We start from the raw sequence: 16,819 nt of genomic DNA on the forward strand, positions 1-16,819 counted from the left end.
ATGAGCGATTTGAACGACGAAGTGACCACGGCAAAGCCGACGGCCTTCGATCTGGTGGGCGGCGAGGCGCGCGTGCGCGAACTGGTCGACCGTTTTTACGACCTGATGGATCTGGAAGCGGATTTCGCCGGAATTCGCGCGTTGCATCCTGAATCGCTCGACGGTTCGCGCGACAAATTCTTCTGGTTTCTGTGCGGCTGGATGGGTGGGCCGGATCACTACATCAGCCGGTTTGGTCATCCGCGATTGCGCGCGCGGCATATGCCGTTTCCGATTGCTTCGAGCGAGCGCGATCAGTGGCTCAGGTGCATGGCGTGGGCGATGGAAGACATCGGTCTCGACGAGTCGCTGCGAGAACGTCTGCTGGCCTCGTTCTTCGAAACCGCCGACTGGATGCGCAATCGCAATGGCTGAACCGGAGCCGGAGTCGGGCGATGCGTGTCATGGGATGTCGGCGGATTATGCCGCGCTCGCCCCGGACGCCCGCGCGGTTCTGGATTGCTGGTTCGGCGAGCCGGGTTCGCCGGGCTTCGGCGAAGAGCGCAAGCTCTGGTTTTCGCGCAATAACGCGTTCGATGCGATGTTGCGGGAGCGCTTTGGTGCGCTGATCGACGTGGCGAACGAGGTGGAAAGCGTCCCGACGAAAGCCTCGACGCTCGACCACTGGCAAGCCACACCACTCGGTGCATTGGCGCTGATCATCGTGCTGGATCAATTCTCGCGAAACTGTCACCGCAATACGCCGCGCGCGTTCGCAGCCGATCACCGTGCATTGCAGGTCGCGCAACGGCTGATCGCGAGCGGCGGCGACCGGTTATTGCCCAGCGCGCACCATCGTGCGTTTGCTTATCTGCCGTTCGAACACGACGAAACGTTGGGCAGCCAGCACGAATCGCTGCGATTGTTCAGGCAGCTGGAAGCGGAGCCGGGCGGCAAATCGTACTACCGGTTCGCCGAGCGGCACGCGGCGGTCATCGAACGCTTTGGACGTTTTCCACATCGGAATGCAGTGCTTGGGCGGGTATCGACCGATGAAGAGATCGCTTTTTTGCGCAAGCCCGGATCGTCGTTCTAGCGTTGCCCGCATGATCCGTTAAAACGGATCGATTCTCTGCGTTCCGATTAATCGTTGCCCGTGTCCGTCGTGCTGTCCGGCGTACGCACGAACACCCGCAATAGCTCGTCAGTGTCGCCAGGACGCGCGCCGGACCAGAAAAGACGCCACTCGCCTGCCGGTGCCTTTGTCGTGCCACGGTGGCTTTCCACGATCAGCCAGGTACAGGCGGTACTGCGAGTATCCGCAGTCGGCTGATGCTCGATGCCGGTGTAGTAGTAAAGCATCGGCGCTTCGGATTCGCCCAGGCCGGAACTGGCCATACAGTCGCCGTCGTTCCATTCAATATCGGTTTTCGCGGCCAATTCCCTGAACACCGAGCGATAGCTCTTCGCATAATCAAGCCAGGGCAACAGCAGCGTGCTGACCAGCCCCCACGCCAGCATCGCGCCTGCGCACCAGCTCAACGCGCCGCGCCATTTGCCCGCGAATCTGAAAACCGGCAGGAGCCACAGCCAGCCGAACGTCATCAGCAACGCGGCGGCGAGCAGGCCGGGTCTGACCGGCGACACCCAATCCAGCGGCAACCAGCGGCCGAGCAGATGCAGCGGCGCATGCGTATTCGCCGGACTGCTGACGATCGACCAGATGATCCACGCGAGCGCGGCCACGCTGCCGAAGAACACACGGCTCGTCATGTCCCAGGTCGTGTGCAGACGCTGTGGCAGTCGCTCGATACCTTCCGTGGCCAGCAGCGCAAGCGGCGCGATAAACGGCAGGATGTAGAGTTCGCGCACTGTCGCCGAGCTTTGCAGCACGGCGAAACCGATGCCCGCGAAGATCGCCGGCAACGCCACGCGCGGATCGCGCCAGCGCCGCCACGCTCCACCAGCCAATGCAGCCAGCGCGAGCGGTACCACCGGGAAACCGACGCTCAGCACAGTGCGCAACACGAACAGACGGCTCTCGTTTTCCGACCCGAGTTCGGCGACCGAAAAGCCGAAGAAGCGTCCGACGTTGTTGTCCCACAGCCAGACTTTGAAGAGCGTCTCCGAGCGCAGATAGAAGCAGACCGGCCAGATCAGCGCGAGCGGCGCGCAGACCAGCGCGGCGACACCGAGCGCTCCGGCAAAGCTACGGCTGCGGCAAGCCGGATACAACGCGATCACGGCGACAGTGGTCGCGCCGAACACGAGCGGCGCGAACAGACCCTTGGCGAGCAGCGACACGCCCACGCCTGCGCCGAACATCGTGGCGGCACTGAGGAGCGCGTGGCGTCGTCTGAATGGGGCAGGGAAAGCGCGTGTGGCGTCCGCGTTCGCGGTGTCGTGCAGATGCACGAGCACCAGCTCGAATAGTCCGCAGAAGCCGAGCGCGGCACCGGCCATCAGCGCGACGTCGGTCATCATGTCGTGCGCGTGTTTGACGACGACGAGCGTTCCGCCGAACAGCGCGAGCGTGCCGATCACCCGCAGGTCGAACCAGCTCGACGCGGCCACCGCGCGGCGGGCGACGCGTGCCGTGTAGTAGACGGCAAGGCCGGCGAACAGCGCACTCGCTAGACGTGCCGCATCGTGTAACGGCAGGTAGCGGCCGAACATCCACGCGAGGCCGGCGGCGACCCAATCGTAGAGCGGCGGTTTTTCGACGAACGGTTGACCCGCGTTGGTCGGCACGACCAGGTCGCCGGTATCGAGCATGTGCTGGACGATGCCGAACGTGTACGTCTCATCCTGTTTCCATGGCTCGTGGCCCAGCGTGCCGGGCAACAGCCACGCGCACAGGACCGCCAGCACGACGAACCACTTCAACGGACGCCATGTTGCGAGTGCGCGCCAGCGGCGCGCGCCTCGCCTATCCGAATCGGCTGGGGTGGCTGGCGCGGCGGGAGCGGGGGAAGGAGCCGGCGCAGGTGCCATCGCCGCCGTGTAAGCGCCGATGTTGTCCGTGCCCTGGCCGGCTTTCGGCGCAGGAAGGCCGTGCGCTGCGTCGTGCGTATTGCCGGCAGTGACTGCCTGTGCGGATGGGGTTGCCGCAGCGTGGCTTGCTAGCCACGGCGCGGACGGCTTTTCTTGCATGGAAGACATCTCTGATTTCTGTGCGCGGCGGCATGAGCCGCATACTTTGTTCTGATCTTTTATCGCGAGCGATCCGCCCTGATTCGCCGCGATTGTAGCCTCCAATTATTACCGTTGATTACATAAAATGCGCCGTATATCGACGCTATAGGCGTGCGCACGCACGCTCCTCGTCAGATAGACGGGAAATCGTAGTGCGGAGCGGGGAATGCGCGGCGGCTGGCCGCGCGAAAGAACTGTTGCGGAGTGGTGTGTGAGGGGTGTGCCTAGCGCCCACCCGCGACGTCGAGTATTGCGCCCGTGACGTACGAAGCCGCATCGCTCAGCAGCCACACAATCGACTGCGCGACTTCATCTGCGCTGCCGGGGCGGCCCAGCGGCGTCGATGCGCCAAGCTGCGCCGCGCGATCCGGCTTGCCGCCGCTCGCGTGAATTTCCGTGTCGATCAGCCCGGGACGCACCGCATTCACGCGCACGCCGCGTGGTCCGAGTTCTTTGGCGAGTCCGAGCGTCATCGTGTCGATTGCGCCTTTTGAACCGGCGTAGTCGACGTATTCGTTCGGCGAGCCCAACCGCGCTGCCGCCGACGACACATTGACGATCACGCCACCCGCACCGCCACGATCCGTCGACATACGACGCGCCGCTTCGCGCGCGCAGAGGTACGCGCCGAGCACGTTGACGTCGAATACGCGCTTGAGTCGCGCGAGGTCCATATCGGCAAGCTGACTCGACGGCGCGACGATTCCGGCGTTGTTGACGAGCGCATCGACCCGGCCGAACGTCTGCTGAACTGTGTCGAACATCGCGAGCACGTCGGCTTCGTTCGCGACGTCGCCCGGAATCGGCAGTGCGCGGCCACCGGCTCGCTCCACTTCGGCGACGGTTTCCTGCGCGGCGGCGCGATTCTGCGCGTAGTTCACGCCGACCGACCAGCCCTGCGCGCCGAGCAGACGTGCGCACGAGCGGCCAATGCCGCGACTTCCACCGGTGATCAGAACGGCTTTCGTCATCGCTACCTCGTTGTTGGGAAGGGGCTTGCGGTTTGTGCGGACTGCGCAGTGCAGCTTGCCTGCGGTCGAACTCGGCGAGTGAGAATGAGCGCCGCTCGTAATACGGCTCGCGACAGCGTTGAGAGCCGTATTGCGATCAACTCACGCGAGGTCTGAAGCGCTCATGTTTCGCGCGAGATAAGGCAGATCAAGACATCACACGTCGACTATGTCGCATCAAACTGCGTCGCGCCTGATCGCCCATTTGTCTGCTGCGGGTGGCTGATAACCTTGCAGCTTGCCGATCAGCGCGGCAGGGTCTGCGTCGACCTGAAGGATGTCGAAATACGCCTTGCGCATGAAGCCTTCGTCGACCGTGTGCTGGAGCAGGTTGATCAGCGGATCGTAGAAATTGTCGATGTTCAGCAGCGCCACCGGCTTCTGGTGATAGCCGAGTTGCGCCCACGTGTACACCTCGAAAAACTCTTCGAGCGTGCCCACGCCGCCGGGCATCGCGACGAACGCGTCGGACAGATCCGCCATCATCTTCTTGCGGTGATGCATGTCCGGCACGACGTGCAACTCGGTCAGCCCGTTATGGCCGACTTCCTTGTTGACCAGCAACTCGGGGATCACGCCGATCGCGCGGCCGCCCTCGGCCATGACCGTGTCGGCGATCACGCCCATCAAGCCGACCTTGCCGCCGCCGTAGACCAGCGCGAGATCAGCTTCGACCAGCGCGCGGCCGAACGCGCGCGCGGCTTCCGTATAAAGAGGCTTGGCCCCGTTCGCGGAGCCGCAATACACACATACCGCCTTCATGCTCAACTGTCCTTGGGTTCGTTGCGGGGCGCGGCGCCTTCCTTGGGCGGCAGGTAGTCGTAAAACTCGCGCTTGGGCAGCTTGCCGGACACGAGGTCGTCGAAAAGCTGCCGCGAGCGGCCGCGCAGATAAGGCGCCATCAGCGACACGATCTGCACGCTCACCTGATGCAGCTCCGCGCGAATCGCTTCCTGCTCGTTGTATTTGCGCGGATTCATCACGAACTGATACGACAGCCAGTACGTGCCGATCACGCCGACGTTGGTCGCGATAACCTGCATTTCTTCGGGCGTGACGACCATTTCGCCGTCGGCGATGAGCTGCTCGCAGAACTGGCTCGCAAAGCGCACCTTGTGGCTGATGATCTGCTTGAAGTGCGTTTCGAGCGTGCGGTTGCGCGCGAGCAGGTCGTTCAGGTCGCGATACAGGAAACGGTAACGCCAGGTGAAGTCGACCATGTACTGCAGATACGACCACATTTCGTCGATGGTCGCGCGATGGTCGTCGGGGAAACGCAGACGCTTTTCAATCTCCTGCTCGAACTGGCTGAAGATGCTGTTGATGATGTCGTCTTTATTGCGGAAGTGGTAGTACAGGTTGCCTGGACTGATTTCCATTTCCTCGGCGATGGTCGTCGTCGTGACGTTCGGCTCGCCGATTTCGTTGAACAGCTTCAACGAGAGTTCGAGAATCCGTTCGCGCGTGCGGCGGGGAGGTTTGGCTTCCATGTCGTCCGGCCCTGGTTACGCCGGGCTGTGCGCGTGGCGGCATGCCGCTGCTGCGTGATCCGCCCGGACGCGGTTGGTATATAGGTCTGTCGGACGATTATAAACCGAGCGTTCTGATACTCAGGGTTTTCGTGCGCCGAATAAATTTGGGCGAGACGAAGCCGCGCGGGCATGCGCTTCTGGGGCTTTTCTGAGCGTGCGATTGCGAACCGATGTGCGCGGCAGGCGGCGTGGTTCGATGATCAAACCTCGGCCAGATCGCGCAGGGCACCCCTCAGAACCACGCGCCGACCCAGCGCACCACGAGCGGTCCGACGATCAATCCCCACGTCATCAGACACATGCCGAGCGCTACCATCACCGCCGCGCTGCCGAGGTCTTTCGCGCGGCGCGACAGTTCGTGACGCTCGAGCGAAATGCGGTCGATTGCTGCTTCCACGCTCGAATTCAGCAACTCGACGATCAGCACCAGCAGCACCGAGCCGAGCAGCAGCACGCGCGATACCGGCTCGACCGGAACCAGCACGCCGCACGGAATCAGGATCGCGGCGAGCGTGAGCTCCTGGCGAAACGCGCTCTCCTCGCGGATCGCCACCTGGAATCCGGCGAGCGAGTTTTTCATCGCGTGCCACGCGCGGGTGAGGCCGCGATTGCCCTTGTACGGATTGAAGGGCAGCGGGGCGAGGGGATCGTCGGGGCTGAGCGGTTCGTGCTGGGTGTCGGTGGCGTGGTCTTGACCTTGACCTTGCCCCTGACCGAGCGAATCGCCGTTGGCCTTGTGCGCGGCATAAGCGATGCCCGCGCCGTTGATGCCGTTTATCCCGTGCGCATGTTCTGCATGAGCGGCATGCTCCGGCGCGCCGGCTTCGCTGACATCGTCGAACGGCTCGATGCTGGCGGTCTCGCCGCCAGCGCGGCCGGCGCGTCTCACTGTGGATGAGTTGCTTCGCATGGACGGCTGCGCGCGCCGCGTCATGCGGCGGCGCTTTCCTCGCGATACGACGCATGCGGCAGCGGCTTCAGATGTGCGGCGAATTGCGCCGATGCCGCCGCCCACGAGAATCGCTCCGCCCACGCGCGTGCATGTTCGCGGTCGATCTTCAGTGCTTCGAGACAGGCTTCGCGCAAATCCTCGTTCATCGCGCCCGCACCGCCGTTTTCGAGCACGTCGATCGGACCCGTGACCGGATAAGCCGCGACCGGCGTGCCGCACGCGAGCGCTTCGAGCAGCACGAGGCCGAACGTATCGGTGCGGCTCGGGAACACGAACACATCCGCGGCCGCATACACCTTCGCCAGTTCGGCCTGCGTCAGCACGCCCAGATAGTTGACCTGCGGATAACGCGACTTCAGTTCGGCGAGCGCCGGACCTTCACCCGCCACCCACTTCGAGCCCGGCAAATCGAGCTTCAGAAACGCTTCGACGTTTTTCTCGACCGCTACCCGCCCCACGTACAAAAAGATCGGACGCGCGGAGTTGAGCACCTTCGAGTCCATCGGATGAAAAATTTCGAGGTCGACACCGCGCGTCCACAGCACCACGTTCGTGAAGCCGAACTTTTCGAGGTCCTGCTTGACCACCGGAGTCGGCGCCATCACGGCTAGCGACGGCTTGTGGAACCAGTGCAAAAACTTGTACGTCGCCGACAGCGGCATGCCGAAGCGCGCCTGCACATATTCCGGAAAACGCGTGTGATACGCGGTCGTGAACGGCAGCTTGTGACGGATCGCGTAAGCGCGCGCGGCCATGCCGAGCGGGCCTTCGGTGGCGATATGCAAAGCGTCGGGCGCGAATTCGTCGATCCGTGCGCGCAGCTTGCGCCCCGGCAGCAGCGACAGACGAATCTCAGGATAAGTCGGGCACGGAATCGTTTTGAATTCGAGCGGCGTCAGCAACTCCACCCGATGACCCAGCGCGATCAGTTCGCGCGTGGTGTTTTTCAGCGTACGCACGACGCCGTTGACCTGCGGTTCCCATGCATCGGTGACGATCATGATCTTCATCGGTTTCGGCCCATTCAGTTTTAGGTGGAACTACGCAGTCACTCGGGCCTTTTGCGCGCCGGCTTCCGGGGAGCGCATCACGGTCCAGTAAATCACTTTGAGTTCGCCTTCGTACGTCTCGACGAGCGCCGACAGACTTTCGACCCAATCCCCGTCGTTGCAATACAGCACGCCGTCGATGTCGCGCATCTCGGCTTTATGAATGTGTCCGCAGACCACGCCGTCGCAACCGCGGCGGCGCGCTTCGTCGGTCATCACGGTCTCGAACGACGAGATGAAGTTCACCGCGTTCTTCACCTGATGCTTCAGGTATTGCGACAGCGACCAGTACGGGAAACCGAGCCGGTTGCGGATCCGGTTGAACCAGCGGTTCAGGACCAGGATCATCGTGTAGAGCGTGTCGCCGAGGTAGGCGAGCCACTTCGCATGCTGGATCACGCCGTCGAACAGATCGCCGTGCACGATCCACAGGCGCTTGCCGGCGAGCGTCGTGTGAAACGCTTCGCCGCGCACGTGGATGTCGCCGAACGCGAGGTCGCAGAACTGGCGCGCGGCTTCGTCGTGATTGCCGGGCACGTAGATCACCTGGGTGCCTTTACGCGCTTTGCGCAGCACCTTCTGCACGACGTCGTTGTGCGCCTGCGGCCAGTACCAGCCTTTTTTCAACTGCCATCCGTCGATGATGTCGCCGACGAGATACAGATATTCCGACTCGTTATGACGCAGGAAATCGAGCAGATAGTTAGCCTGGCAACCGCTCGATCCGAGATGGATGTCGGACAGCCAGATCGTACGGTAACGATGTGGATCGGCGTGTTCGTCTTCGGGATGACTGGCGTTGGCGTCTAGCGGCGGCGTCACCGGCAACGGCAAGCCGTGACTGGGGGAGGGTTCCGGGAGGAACGCGACGGAGTCGACGCTCGGGCCGGTCTGGCGGAACAGGGAAGTCGCGGACGTTTTGGGGTCCATGGCTCACGCGTCGAGTTGCAGTGCCCGTATTGAGCCAAGCGCGCGTGACTGCGCCGTGACAGTCATGAGAAGTTCTTATTACTGTCGGCCGGGTGGTCGACGAAAAGGAGGACTCAGCGATTCACGCTGACGATGCGGGTACCGGCGAGGCGGTCGTGCAGGAATTGACGTTGCGGATCGAAGCGGCCGGTGGCGGCCCACAGCACGAACCAGATGCCGGCGATCACCAGCGTTTGCGGCAGCCGCAGACCGAGCAACGGATGCAGCGCGAGCGGCGGCAGGAACCACAACCAGGCGAGCACGTAGCGGGCGATTGCCCGGGTGGTGGAGAGTGGCGAGCCGTCGGCGGCGACTACCCGCAGGCGCCAGGTTTTCATCGGCAGGGTCTGGCCGCTGTGGGTCCAGAACCACACGAAATACACGCCGACCACCAGGCCGATCCACGCCGCGAGCAGGTTGTGATGGGTGAGTCCGTTGCGTTGCTGCGTCAGCGTGCTGAACAGATAACCGGCGATAAACACCACGCCGAACAGGATCAACGCTTCGTAGAGCAGCGATGCAAGCCGCCGCCGAACGGTCGGGGCGATGCCGGACGGATCGGCGGGCAGGGTCGAGGTCGTAAGAGGCTGGGACAAGATGGCGGCCCGCTCAGGAGCCTTTGAAAATCGACGGCGCCTCGGCAGGCGAAACCGGCGTGGGCGTAGCGGGAACGAAGCTGCCGGGGGCAGCCGTGGCCGGCACGCCCGAGGCCGCGTTCTGCGAGGACTCGGCCGCTGCTGCGGCGCTGGCGGCTGCAACGCCGCTCGCGCCTGCGCCATGCTCGCGCGCGTTGACGATCCGGTCGAGCCCCTTGATTTCGTTATGGCCCGACGGCGGCGCGCTGACGACGCTCGGCCGCCGCTTGTGCTCGCTGGCGGCCAGCTTTTCCTTCTGTTCCGGCGACAACTGCTGGTACGCCTTCCACGCGTTCTGGCGGGCCTCGCGCGGCAATTCCTTCGACACCTGATAGTTTTCACGCGCAACACGGCGTTGATCGGGCGTCATGCGCACCCATTCGCTCATCCGGTCATGCAGGCGCTTTTGCGCATCCGGCGACATCTTCGGATAACGCGATGCGATCTTGATCCATTTGCGTTTGCGCTCGTCGCTGAACGAATCCCACTGCGCCTCGAAAGGCGCAAGCGCGATATGTTCTGCCGACGTCAGGCGCGACCATGCCAGCGGACTATTGCTGCCAGGCAGGCCGGGTAATTCGACGGCGAGAGTGGGGGCGGGCGCCTTGCCCGTGGCATTGCTGCCGGCCGTGGCGCCGCTGGCGGGTGACAGGTTCGGATAAAAGCGCGGATACGTCGCGGCGAACGACACCAGGGCCGCGATCGTGCATCCGAATACAACGGCCAGGCCGCGCTTGTAACTCACCCGAAGAATCTCCCGCTCAGTGGGCGCGTGAAAGGTACGCGTTGAAACCGTGGTCGAGATAGGCATTGAGCGGCAGGTCGTCGCTAAGCATGGCGGCATCGATATCGGCGAGTTCGGCGGTGCGCTGCTGGTCTTCCCAGTACGCAATGCCGATCAGACTCACCACCAGAGCGGCGAGCGGCCACGCAAGCGCGAAACGGCCCAGCTTCGAGCGGCGACGCTGCGGGAGTTCCGGTTGCGACAGCCCGGTCGGCATGCCGACGCCGGCAAAAGCGGGCACGAACGCCGGTGCGGCGACCGTTTCGGGCTTCTTGCGGGCGAGCGCAGCACGGCGCGCCGCAGCGAGCCGGTCGACGGTGGCGGGAGTCATGCTGGCGGCGTTTTCGTCGAGTGCGCGGCGCACCTGGCGGGCGAACTCAAGTTCTTTGGTTTCGAGGGAGCTCATAGCGTGATTCCTTTGGCCTTGAGCGCTTGCGCCAGCGTGTGGGTAGCTCGCGAACAGTGCGTTTTCACACTGCCTTCGGAGCAGCCCATCGCGGCGGCAGTCTCGGCGACATCCATATCTTCCCAATAACGCATGAGAAACGCCTCCCGTTGACGTGCCGGCAATTTTTGGATCTCGTCGTCGATCAGTTGCAACACCTGTTCGCGTTCGAGTTTTTGCTCATTGCTCTCGGCGCCCGCCGAGCCTTGCTGGGCTTCGAATGTTTCCAGCGGATCGAATTCGTCGTCGTCGGCGTTGCCCAGCGACGAAAACAGACTCACCCAGGTATTGCGTACTTTCGCACGACGGAAATAGTCGTGCATCGCATTCTGCAGAATACGCTGAAACAGCAGCGGAAGCTCGGCTGGCGGACGATCGCCGTATTTTTCGGCGAGCTTGATCATCGCGTCCTGCACGATGTCCAGCGAGGCGTCGTCGTCCCGCACGGCGTAGACCGTCTGCTTGAATGCGCGCCTTTCGACGCCCGCCAGAAAGTCGGCGAGTTCCTTGTCTGATGCCATCCGTTGGGGGTCGGCGCAGCGAGCGTGCGCGTAATCGGTCGAAAAATGTCGTAAAGCTCGCGGATGCTAACAAACTTTTGTAACCCCTGGGGCGAAACATGTCCTGGCTTGCATTTGCATAACAGGATTGCGCCGGAATTACAGCCAGGGAGGATTCGGGGGCAGGGCGCTGAGGCAATATTTGCTTGACCGCGCGCCCATCTGCAGATATCTTCGCTGGTTCGCAACATAAGTGAGTTGTCTCAATTGAGGTGTGGCCCAAGAAGCTCACCTGTCAACTGGACGCGCCGCTTGAACCCGAGTCACGAGCCCGGCAGAGAGCACCCGATCAATTTTTTGCCGAAAATTCGAAAGGTGAATAAATGAATATGCCCAGCGCGGAATTCTCCACGTCGGATACGACCCCCCAACACGAAGCTGACTCTATCGGCGCCACCGTGCTCATGAAGGCACTGGCCGACGAAGACGTCGAATTCATCTGGGGCTATCCCGGCGGCTCGGTACTCTACATTTACGACGAGCTGTACAAGCAGGACAAATTCCAGCACGTCCTCGTGCGCCACGAACAGGCCGCGGTCCACGCAGCCGACGCCTACGCGCGTTCCACCGGCAATGTCGGTGTGTGTCTCGTGACCTCCGGCCCCGGCGTCACCAATGCGGTGACCGGCATCGCCACTGCCTACATGGATTCGATTCCGATGGTGGTGATCAGCGGCCAGGTGCCGACTGCCGCGATCGGTCAGGATGCGTTCCAGGAGTGCGATACGGTCGGCATCACGCGTCCCTGCGTGAAGCACAACTTCCTCGTGAAGGACGTGCGCGACCTCGCCGCTACCGTCAAGAAAGCGTTTTACATTGCCCGTACCGGTCGTCCCGGCCCGGTGCTGATCGACATTCCGAAAGACGTGTCGAAAGCGCCTTGCCAATACGAGCCTGTCAAGAGCGTGACGCTGCGTTCGTACAACCCGGTTACCAAAGGCCACTCCGGTCAGATCCGCAAGGCGGTTTCGCTGCTGCTGTCGGCGAAGCGCCCGTATATCTACACCGGCGGCGGCATCATTCTCGCGGACGCATCGCGCGAACTGAACCAGTTCGCCGACCTGCTTGGCTACCCGATCACCAACACGTTGATGGGTCTGGGCGGCTACCGCGCGAGCGACAAGAAATTCCTCGGCATGCTCGGCATGCACGGTACCTACGAAGCCAACATGGCAATGCAGCACTGCGACGTGCTGATCGCCATCGGTGCGCGCTTCGACGACCGCGTGATCGGCGACCCGGCGCACTTCGCGTCGCGTCCGCGCAAGATCATCCATATCGACATCGATCCTTCCTCTATTTCCAAGCGCGTCAAGGTCGACATTCCTATTGTCGGCGACGTGAAGGAAGTGCTGAAAGAGCTGATCGAGCAGTTGCAGACGGCCGAACATGGCCCGGACACGGCGGCATTGGCCGACTGGTGGAAGGACATCGAAGCCTGGCGCGCGAAAGACTGCCTGAAGTTCGATCGCAAGAGCGACATCATCAAGCCGCAGTACGTGGTGGAAAAGGCGTGGGAACTGACCGACGGCAATGCCTTCGTGTGTTCCGACGTCGGCCAGCACCAGATGTGGGCTGCCCAGTTCTATCGCTTCAACAAGCCGCGTCGCTGGATCAACTCCGGCGGTCTCGGCACGATGGGCTTCGGTCTGCCGGCGGCGATGGGCGTGAAGATGGCGCACCCGGACGACGACGTGCTCTGTATCACGGGCGAAGGCTCGATCCAGATGTGTATCCAGGAGCTCTCGACCTGCAAACAGTACGAGACGCCCATCAAGATCATTTCGCTGAACAACCGCTATCTGGGCATGGTGCGCCAGTGGCAGCAGATCGAATACAGCAAGCGTTATTCGCATTCGTACATGGATGCATTGCCTGATTTCGTGAAGCTTGCCGAAGCGTACGGCCACGTCGGCATGCGTATCGAACGCACGGCCGATGTCGAGCCGGCGCTCAAGGAAGCACTGCGCCTGAAAGATCGCACTGTGTTTCTCGATTTCCAGACCGATCCGACCGAAAACGTCTGGCCGATGGTTCAGGCCGGCAAGGGCATCACCGAGATGCTCATGGGTTCGGAAGATCTATAACGGCGGTTCGCACGGGCTTATTCAGTTAAGTCCAGCGCCGGCTTCGTCACGCACGTCTTCAAAAAAGGCGCAGGCGAACGAAGCGGCGCAGAACCACTCGCGGATATCGACAAAACATCTGGAAGAAGCGAAACATGAGACACATCATTTCAGTCCTGCTGGAAAACGAACCGGGCGCGTTATCACGCGTGGTTGGTCTCTTCTCGGCACGCGGCTACAACATTGAAACCTTGACGGTGGCTCCGACCGAAGACCGTTCGCTGTCGCGCATGACCATCGTCTCCATTGGCTCGGACGACGTGATCGAACAGATCACGAAGCATCTGAACCGCCTTATCGAGGTGGTGAAAGTGGTCGACCTTACCGAGGGCGCCCACATCGAACGCGAGTTGATGTTGATCAAGGTGAGGGCGGTCGGCAAGGAACGTGAGGAGATGAAGCGGATGTCGGATATTTTCCGCGGCCGCATCATCGACGTCACCGAAAAGACCTACACGATCGAACTGACGGGCGCGGCCGACAAGCTCGACGCCTTCATCGAAGGGCTCGATTCCACGGCCATTCTCGAAACGGTCCGTACGGGCAGTTCGGGCATCGGACGCGGCGAGCGCATTCTGAAGGTCTGACGCGCGTCACGATCGGACGGCCGGGCAATGCCTGCAGCAACCCGATAAGCCCGGCCAGCAACACACCATTCGCAGTATTTGAATTTCACTGAATCATCGAATTTAGCCAAGGAACTGACATGAAAGTTTTCTACGACAAGGACGCCGACCTCTCCCTCATCAAGGGCAAGCAAGTCACCATCATCGGCTACGGCTCGCAAGGCCATGCTCACGCGCTGAACCTGAAGGAAAGCGGCGTGAACATCACCGTTGGCCTGCGTAAGGGCGGCGCATCGTGGAGCAAGGCTGAGAACGCCGGCCTGCAAGTCAAGGAAGTGGCAGAAGCCGTCAAGGGCGCAGACGTCGTCATGATGCTGTTGCCGGACGAGCAGATCGCAGAAGTCTACGCAAAGGAAGTGCACGCTAACGCCAAGCAAGGCGCAGCGCTGGCATTCGCGCACGGCTTCAATGTTCACTACGGTCAGGTGATTCCGCGTGCCGACCTCGACGTGATCATGATCGCGCCGAAGGCACCGGGCCATACGGTTCGCGGCACCTACTCGCAAGGTGGCGGCGTGCCCCACCTGATCGCTGTTGCGCAAGACAAGTCGGGCGCAGCACGTGACATCGCTCTGTCGTACGCTGCGGCGAACGGCGGCGGCCGTGCCGGCATCATCGAAACGAACTTCCGCGAAGAAACGGAGACCGACCTGTTCGGCGAACAGGCTGTTCTGTGCGGCGGTACGGTCGACCTGATCAAGGCTGGTTTCGAAACGCTGGTTGAAGCTGGCTACGCGCCGGAAATGGCGTATTTCGAATGCCTGCACGAACTGAAGCTGATCGTCGACCTGATCTACGAAGGCGGCATCGCGAACATGAACTACTCGATCTCGAACAACGCCGAATACGGCGAGTACGTGACGGGTCCGCGTATCGTGACGGCTGAAACGAAGAAGGCGATGAAGGCTGTGCTGACCGACATCCAGACGGGCGAGTACGCAAAGAGCTTCATCATCGAAAACAAGGCTGGCGCACCGACGCTGCAATCGCGTCGCCGTCTGACGGCTGAACACCAGATCGAAACGGTCGGTGCAAAGCTGCGTTCGATGATGCCGTGGATCGCTGCGAACAAGCTGGTCGACCAGTCGAAGAACTAAGCATTGATTGCTGAAGTCCGGCGCATGATGTGCTGCTAGCGCAGCGCCGTCACGCCCGGAAAGATCAAAAAGCCGCCCAGGAGTGCTGAACCCTGGGCGGCTTTTGCTATCCTACGGTTTTACAAAAATACAGAAGCCATCCATGAATTACCCTCATCCGATCATCGCGCGAGAAGGCTGGCCGTTCATCGCCATCGCGGCCGTTGTTGCATTACTGGTTCACGCCTTCGCGGGGTTCGGTTTTGCGTGGCTCTTCTGGCTGATCCTGATCTTCGTCGTGCAGTTCTTCCGCGACCCGGCCCGGCCGATCCCGACCCAGGCGAACGCCGTGCTGTGCCCGGCCGATGGCCGCATCGTCGCAGTCGAAACCGCGCATGATCCGTACGCCAACCGTGAAGCGCTGAAGATCAGCGTGTTCATGAATGTTTTCAACGTTCACTCGCAACGTTCGCCGGTAGACGGCGCGATCTCCAAGGTCGAATACTTCCCGGGTGCGTATCTGAATGCAGCGGTGGACAAAGCGTCGACCGAAAACGAACGCAATGCGGTCGTGATCGAAATGGCGGGCGGTCAGACGGTGACGTCGGTGCAGATCGCCGGTTTGATCGCGCGGCGCATTCTTTGCTACGTACGCGCAGGTGAGCCGCTTACCCGTGGCCAGCGTTACGGATTCATCCGGTTCGGCTCGCGTGTCGACGTGTATCTGCCGCTGGGCAGCCGTCCGCGTGTGTCGATCGGCGAGAAGGTTTCCGCGTCGTCCACGATCCTCGCTGAACTCTAAAGCGGCATACAGGAGGTTTCCGAATGGCCGCATTCAAACCGCGTCGACCCCGTAACAGCGGACAGCTGCCGCGTCCGTTCCGCCGTAACAAGCCGATCGTGGCGGAGTCGTCGGCTGTCGATAGCCGGCGCGCGCAGCGTCAGCAGTTCCTGAGAAAACGCGGCATTTATCTGCTGCCGAATGCGTTCACCACGGCCGCGCTGTTCTGCGGTTTCTTCGCGGTCGTGCAGGCCATGAACGTGCGCTTCGAAATCGCGGCGATCGCGATTTTCGTGGCGATGGTGCTCGACGGCATGGACGGTCGCGTCGCCCGCATGACGCATACGCAAAGCGCGTTCGGCGAGCAGTTCGACAGCCTGTCGGACATGGTGTCGTTCGGCGTGGCGCCTGCGCTGGTGATGTACGAGTGGATCCTGAAAGACCTCGGCCGCTGGGGCTGGCTCGCGGCGTTCGTCTACTGTTCGGGCGCGGCTTTGCGGCTCGCGCGCTTCAATACGAACATCGGCGTGGTCGACAAACGGTTCTTCCAGGGCATGCCGAGTCCGGCTGCGGCGGCGCTGATCGCTGGTTTCGTGTGGCTCGCCACCGACAACCGCGTGCCGCTCAAGCTGGTGTGGCTGCCGTGGGTCGCTTTTGTGCTGACCATCTACGCAGGTGTGACGATGGTGTCGAACGCGCCGTTCTACAGCGGCAAGGCGCTCGATGTCCGGCATCGCGTGCCGTTCGGCGTGATTCTGCTGGTGGTGGTCGCGTTCGTGCTGGTGTCGTCCGATCCGCCGCTGATGCTGTTCGGCCTGTTCGTGCTGTACGGTCTGTCGGGCTACGTATTCTGGGGTTATCAGGCGTTGCGGGGCAGGGCAAATCCGGCGCGTTCGGTCGCGCACGACCGGTAGCCGCGCACGCAGCGTCTACTGTTCCCGTAGTAAGAAACGGCAGCCTTCGGGCTGCCGTTTTTCGTTTGGATTCGGTCGAAAAAGCCCTTTCAGCGCTCTTTTCACGCGGGATCGACGCTAATTGCACGGTGTTGGGAATGCCGTTATAGTCGTTTGAGGTGTTTGTGCAGGCTCCCGCCTGGGCCT

18 protein-coding genes are annotated in these 16,819 nt (G+C 62.1%); 7 read left to right on the top strand and 11 right to left on the bottom strand.

Features of this window, described 5'->3' with window-relative positions; translation table 11 throughout:
• On the top strand, positions 1-414 hold the full coding sequence (locus tag BLS41_RS06215; protein ID WP_074763504.1) for a group II truncated hemoglobin: 414 nt from the start codon (positions 1-3) through the stop codon (positions 412-414).
• Positions 407-1,075, top strand: a complete 669-nt coding sequence (locus tag BLS41_RS06220) for a DUF924 family protein (RefSeq protein ID WP_074763505.1) — start codon at positions 407-409, stop codon at positions 1,073-1,075. Before BLS41_RS06215 ends, BLS41_RS06220 begins: the two co-directional genes overlap by 8 nt.
• Positions 1,076-1,122: 47 nt before the next feature.
• Here BLS41_RS06220 and BLS41_RS06225 read toward each other — a convergent pair whose 3' ends face one another.
• From BLS41_RS06225 to BLS41_RS06275, 11 genes are all read right to left on the bottom strand, one after another.
• On the bottom strand, positions 1,123-3,132 hold the full coding sequence (locus tag BLS41_RS06225) for an ArnT family glycosyltransferase (RefSeq protein WP_074763506.1): 2,010 nt from the start codon (positions 3,130-3,132) through the stop codon (positions 1,123-1,125).
• Between the two features lie 266 nt (positions 3,133-3,398).
• Positions 3,399-4,145, bottom strand: a complete 747-nt coding sequence (locus tag BLS41_RS06230; protein WP_074763507.1) for an SDR family oxidoreductase — start codon at positions 4,143-4,145, stop codon at positions 3,399-3,401.
• A 216-nt stretch (positions 4,146-4,361) separates the two neighbouring features.
• Positions 4,362-4,946: an LOG family protein gene (locus BLS41_RS06235; RefSeq protein WP_074763508.1), complete on the bottom strand. Its 585-nt coding sequence runs from the start codon at positions 4,944-4,946 to the stop codon at positions 4,362-4,364.
• Positions 4,947-4,948: 2 nt separating this feature from the next.
• Positions 4,949-5,674 (bottom strand): TetR/AcrR family transcriptional regulator, encoded by a 726-nt coding sequence (locus tag BLS41_RS06240; RefSeq protein ID WP_074763509.1) that lies wholly within the window; start codon positions 5,672-5,674, stop codon positions 4,949-4,951.
• 274 nt (positions 5,675-5,948) lie between these two features.
• Positions 5,949-6,650, bottom strand: coding sequence for a diacylglycerol kinase (locus BLS41_RS06245; protein WP_074763510.1), 702 nt, complete (start codon positions 6,648-6,650; stop codon positions 5,949-5,951).
• Entirely contained in the window at positions 6,647-7,678 is a 1,032-nt protein-coding gene (locus tag BLS41_RS06250) for a glycosyltransferase family 4 protein (RefSeq protein ID WP_074763511.1), read from the bottom strand. The genes BLS41_RS06245 and BLS41_RS06250 overlap by 4 nt, the downstream gene beginning before the upstream one ends.
• 30 nt (positions 7,679-7,708) lie before the next feature.
• On the bottom strand, positions 7,709-8,647 hold the full coding sequence (locus tag BLS41_RS06255) for a UDP-2,3-diacylglucosamine diphosphatase (protein ID WP_074763512.1): 939 nt from the start codon (positions 8,645-8,647) through the stop codon (positions 7,709-7,711).
• A 113-nt stretch (positions 8,648-8,760) separates the two neighbouring features.
• A complete protein-coding gene (locus tag BLS41_RS06260; RefSeq protein WP_074763513.1) occupies positions 8,761-9,282 on the bottom strand; it encodes an RDD family protein in 522 nt (173 codons plus the stop codon).
• Positions 9,283-9,295: 13 nt separating this feature from the next.
• Positions 9,296-10,066, bottom strand: coding sequence for a DUF3106 domain-containing protein (locus BLS41_RS06265; protein WP_074763514.1), 771 nt, complete (start codon positions 10,064-10,066; stop codon positions 9,296-9,298).
• Positions 10,067-10,082: 16 nt separating this feature from the next.
• Positions 10,083-10,511, bottom strand: coding sequence for a DUF3619 family protein (locus BLS41_RS06270; RefSeq protein WP_074763515.1), 429 nt, complete (start codon positions 10,509-10,511; stop codon positions 10,083-10,085).
• Positions 10,508-11,071 (bottom strand): RNA polymerase sigma factor, encoded by a 564-nt coding sequence (locus tag BLS41_RS06275; protein ID WP_074763516.1) that lies wholly within the window; start codon positions 11,069-11,071, stop codon positions 10,508-10,510. Before BLS41_RS06275 ends, BLS41_RS06270 begins: the two co-directional genes overlap by 4 nt.
• A 362-nt stretch (positions 11,072-11,433) precedes the next feature.
• Here BLS41_RS06275 and BLS41_RS06280 point away from each other — a divergent pair, with 362 nt between their 5' ends.
• The 5 genes from BLS41_RS06280 to pssA all read left to right on the top strand — a co-directional run bounded on the left by BLS41_RS06280 (position 11,434) and on the right by pssA (position 16,633).
• Positions 11,434-13,197 (top strand): acetolactate synthase 3 catalytic subunit, encoded by a 1,764-nt coding sequence (locus BLS41_RS06280; protein ID WP_074763517.1) that lies wholly within the window; start codon positions 11,434-11,436, stop codon positions 13,195-13,197.
• Positions 13,198-13,331: 134 nt separating this feature from the next.
• Positions 13,332-13,823 (top strand): acetolactate synthase small subunit, encoded by a 492-nt coding sequence (gene ilvN / locus BLS41_RS06285; RefSeq protein ID WP_042327505.1) that lies wholly within the window; start codon positions 13,332-13,334, stop codon positions 13,821-13,823.
• A gap of 119 nt (positions 13,824-13,942) precedes the next feature.
• Positions 13,943-14,959: a ketol-acid reductoisomerase gene (gene ilvC, locus BLS41_RS06290; protein WP_074763518.1), complete on the top strand. Its 1,017-nt coding sequence runs from the start codon at positions 13,943-13,945 to the stop codon at positions 14,957-14,959.
• A 142-nt stretch (positions 14,960-15,101) separates the two neighbouring features.
• Positions 15,102-15,740 (top strand): phosphatidylserine decarboxylase, encoded by a 639-nt coding sequence (locus BLS41_RS06295; RefSeq protein ID WP_074763519.1) that lies wholly within the window; start codon positions 15,102-15,104, stop codon positions 15,738-15,740.
• Between the two features lie 23 nt (positions 15,741-15,763).
• Positions 15,764-16,633: a CDP-diacylglycerol--serine O-phosphatidyltransferase gene (gene pssA, locus BLS41_RS06300; protein ID WP_074763520.1), complete on the top strand. Its 870-nt coding sequence runs from the start codon at positions 15,764-15,766 to the stop codon at positions 16,631-16,633.
• Positions 16,634-16,819: the final 186 nt, after the last annotated feature.

Origin of the sequence: Paraburkholderia fungorum (genome assembly GCF_900099835.1) — a bacterium.
Taxonomy (GTDB): Bacteria; Pseudomonadota; Gammaproteobacteria; order Burkholderiales; family Burkholderiaceae; genus Paraburkholderia; species Paraburkholderia fungorum_A.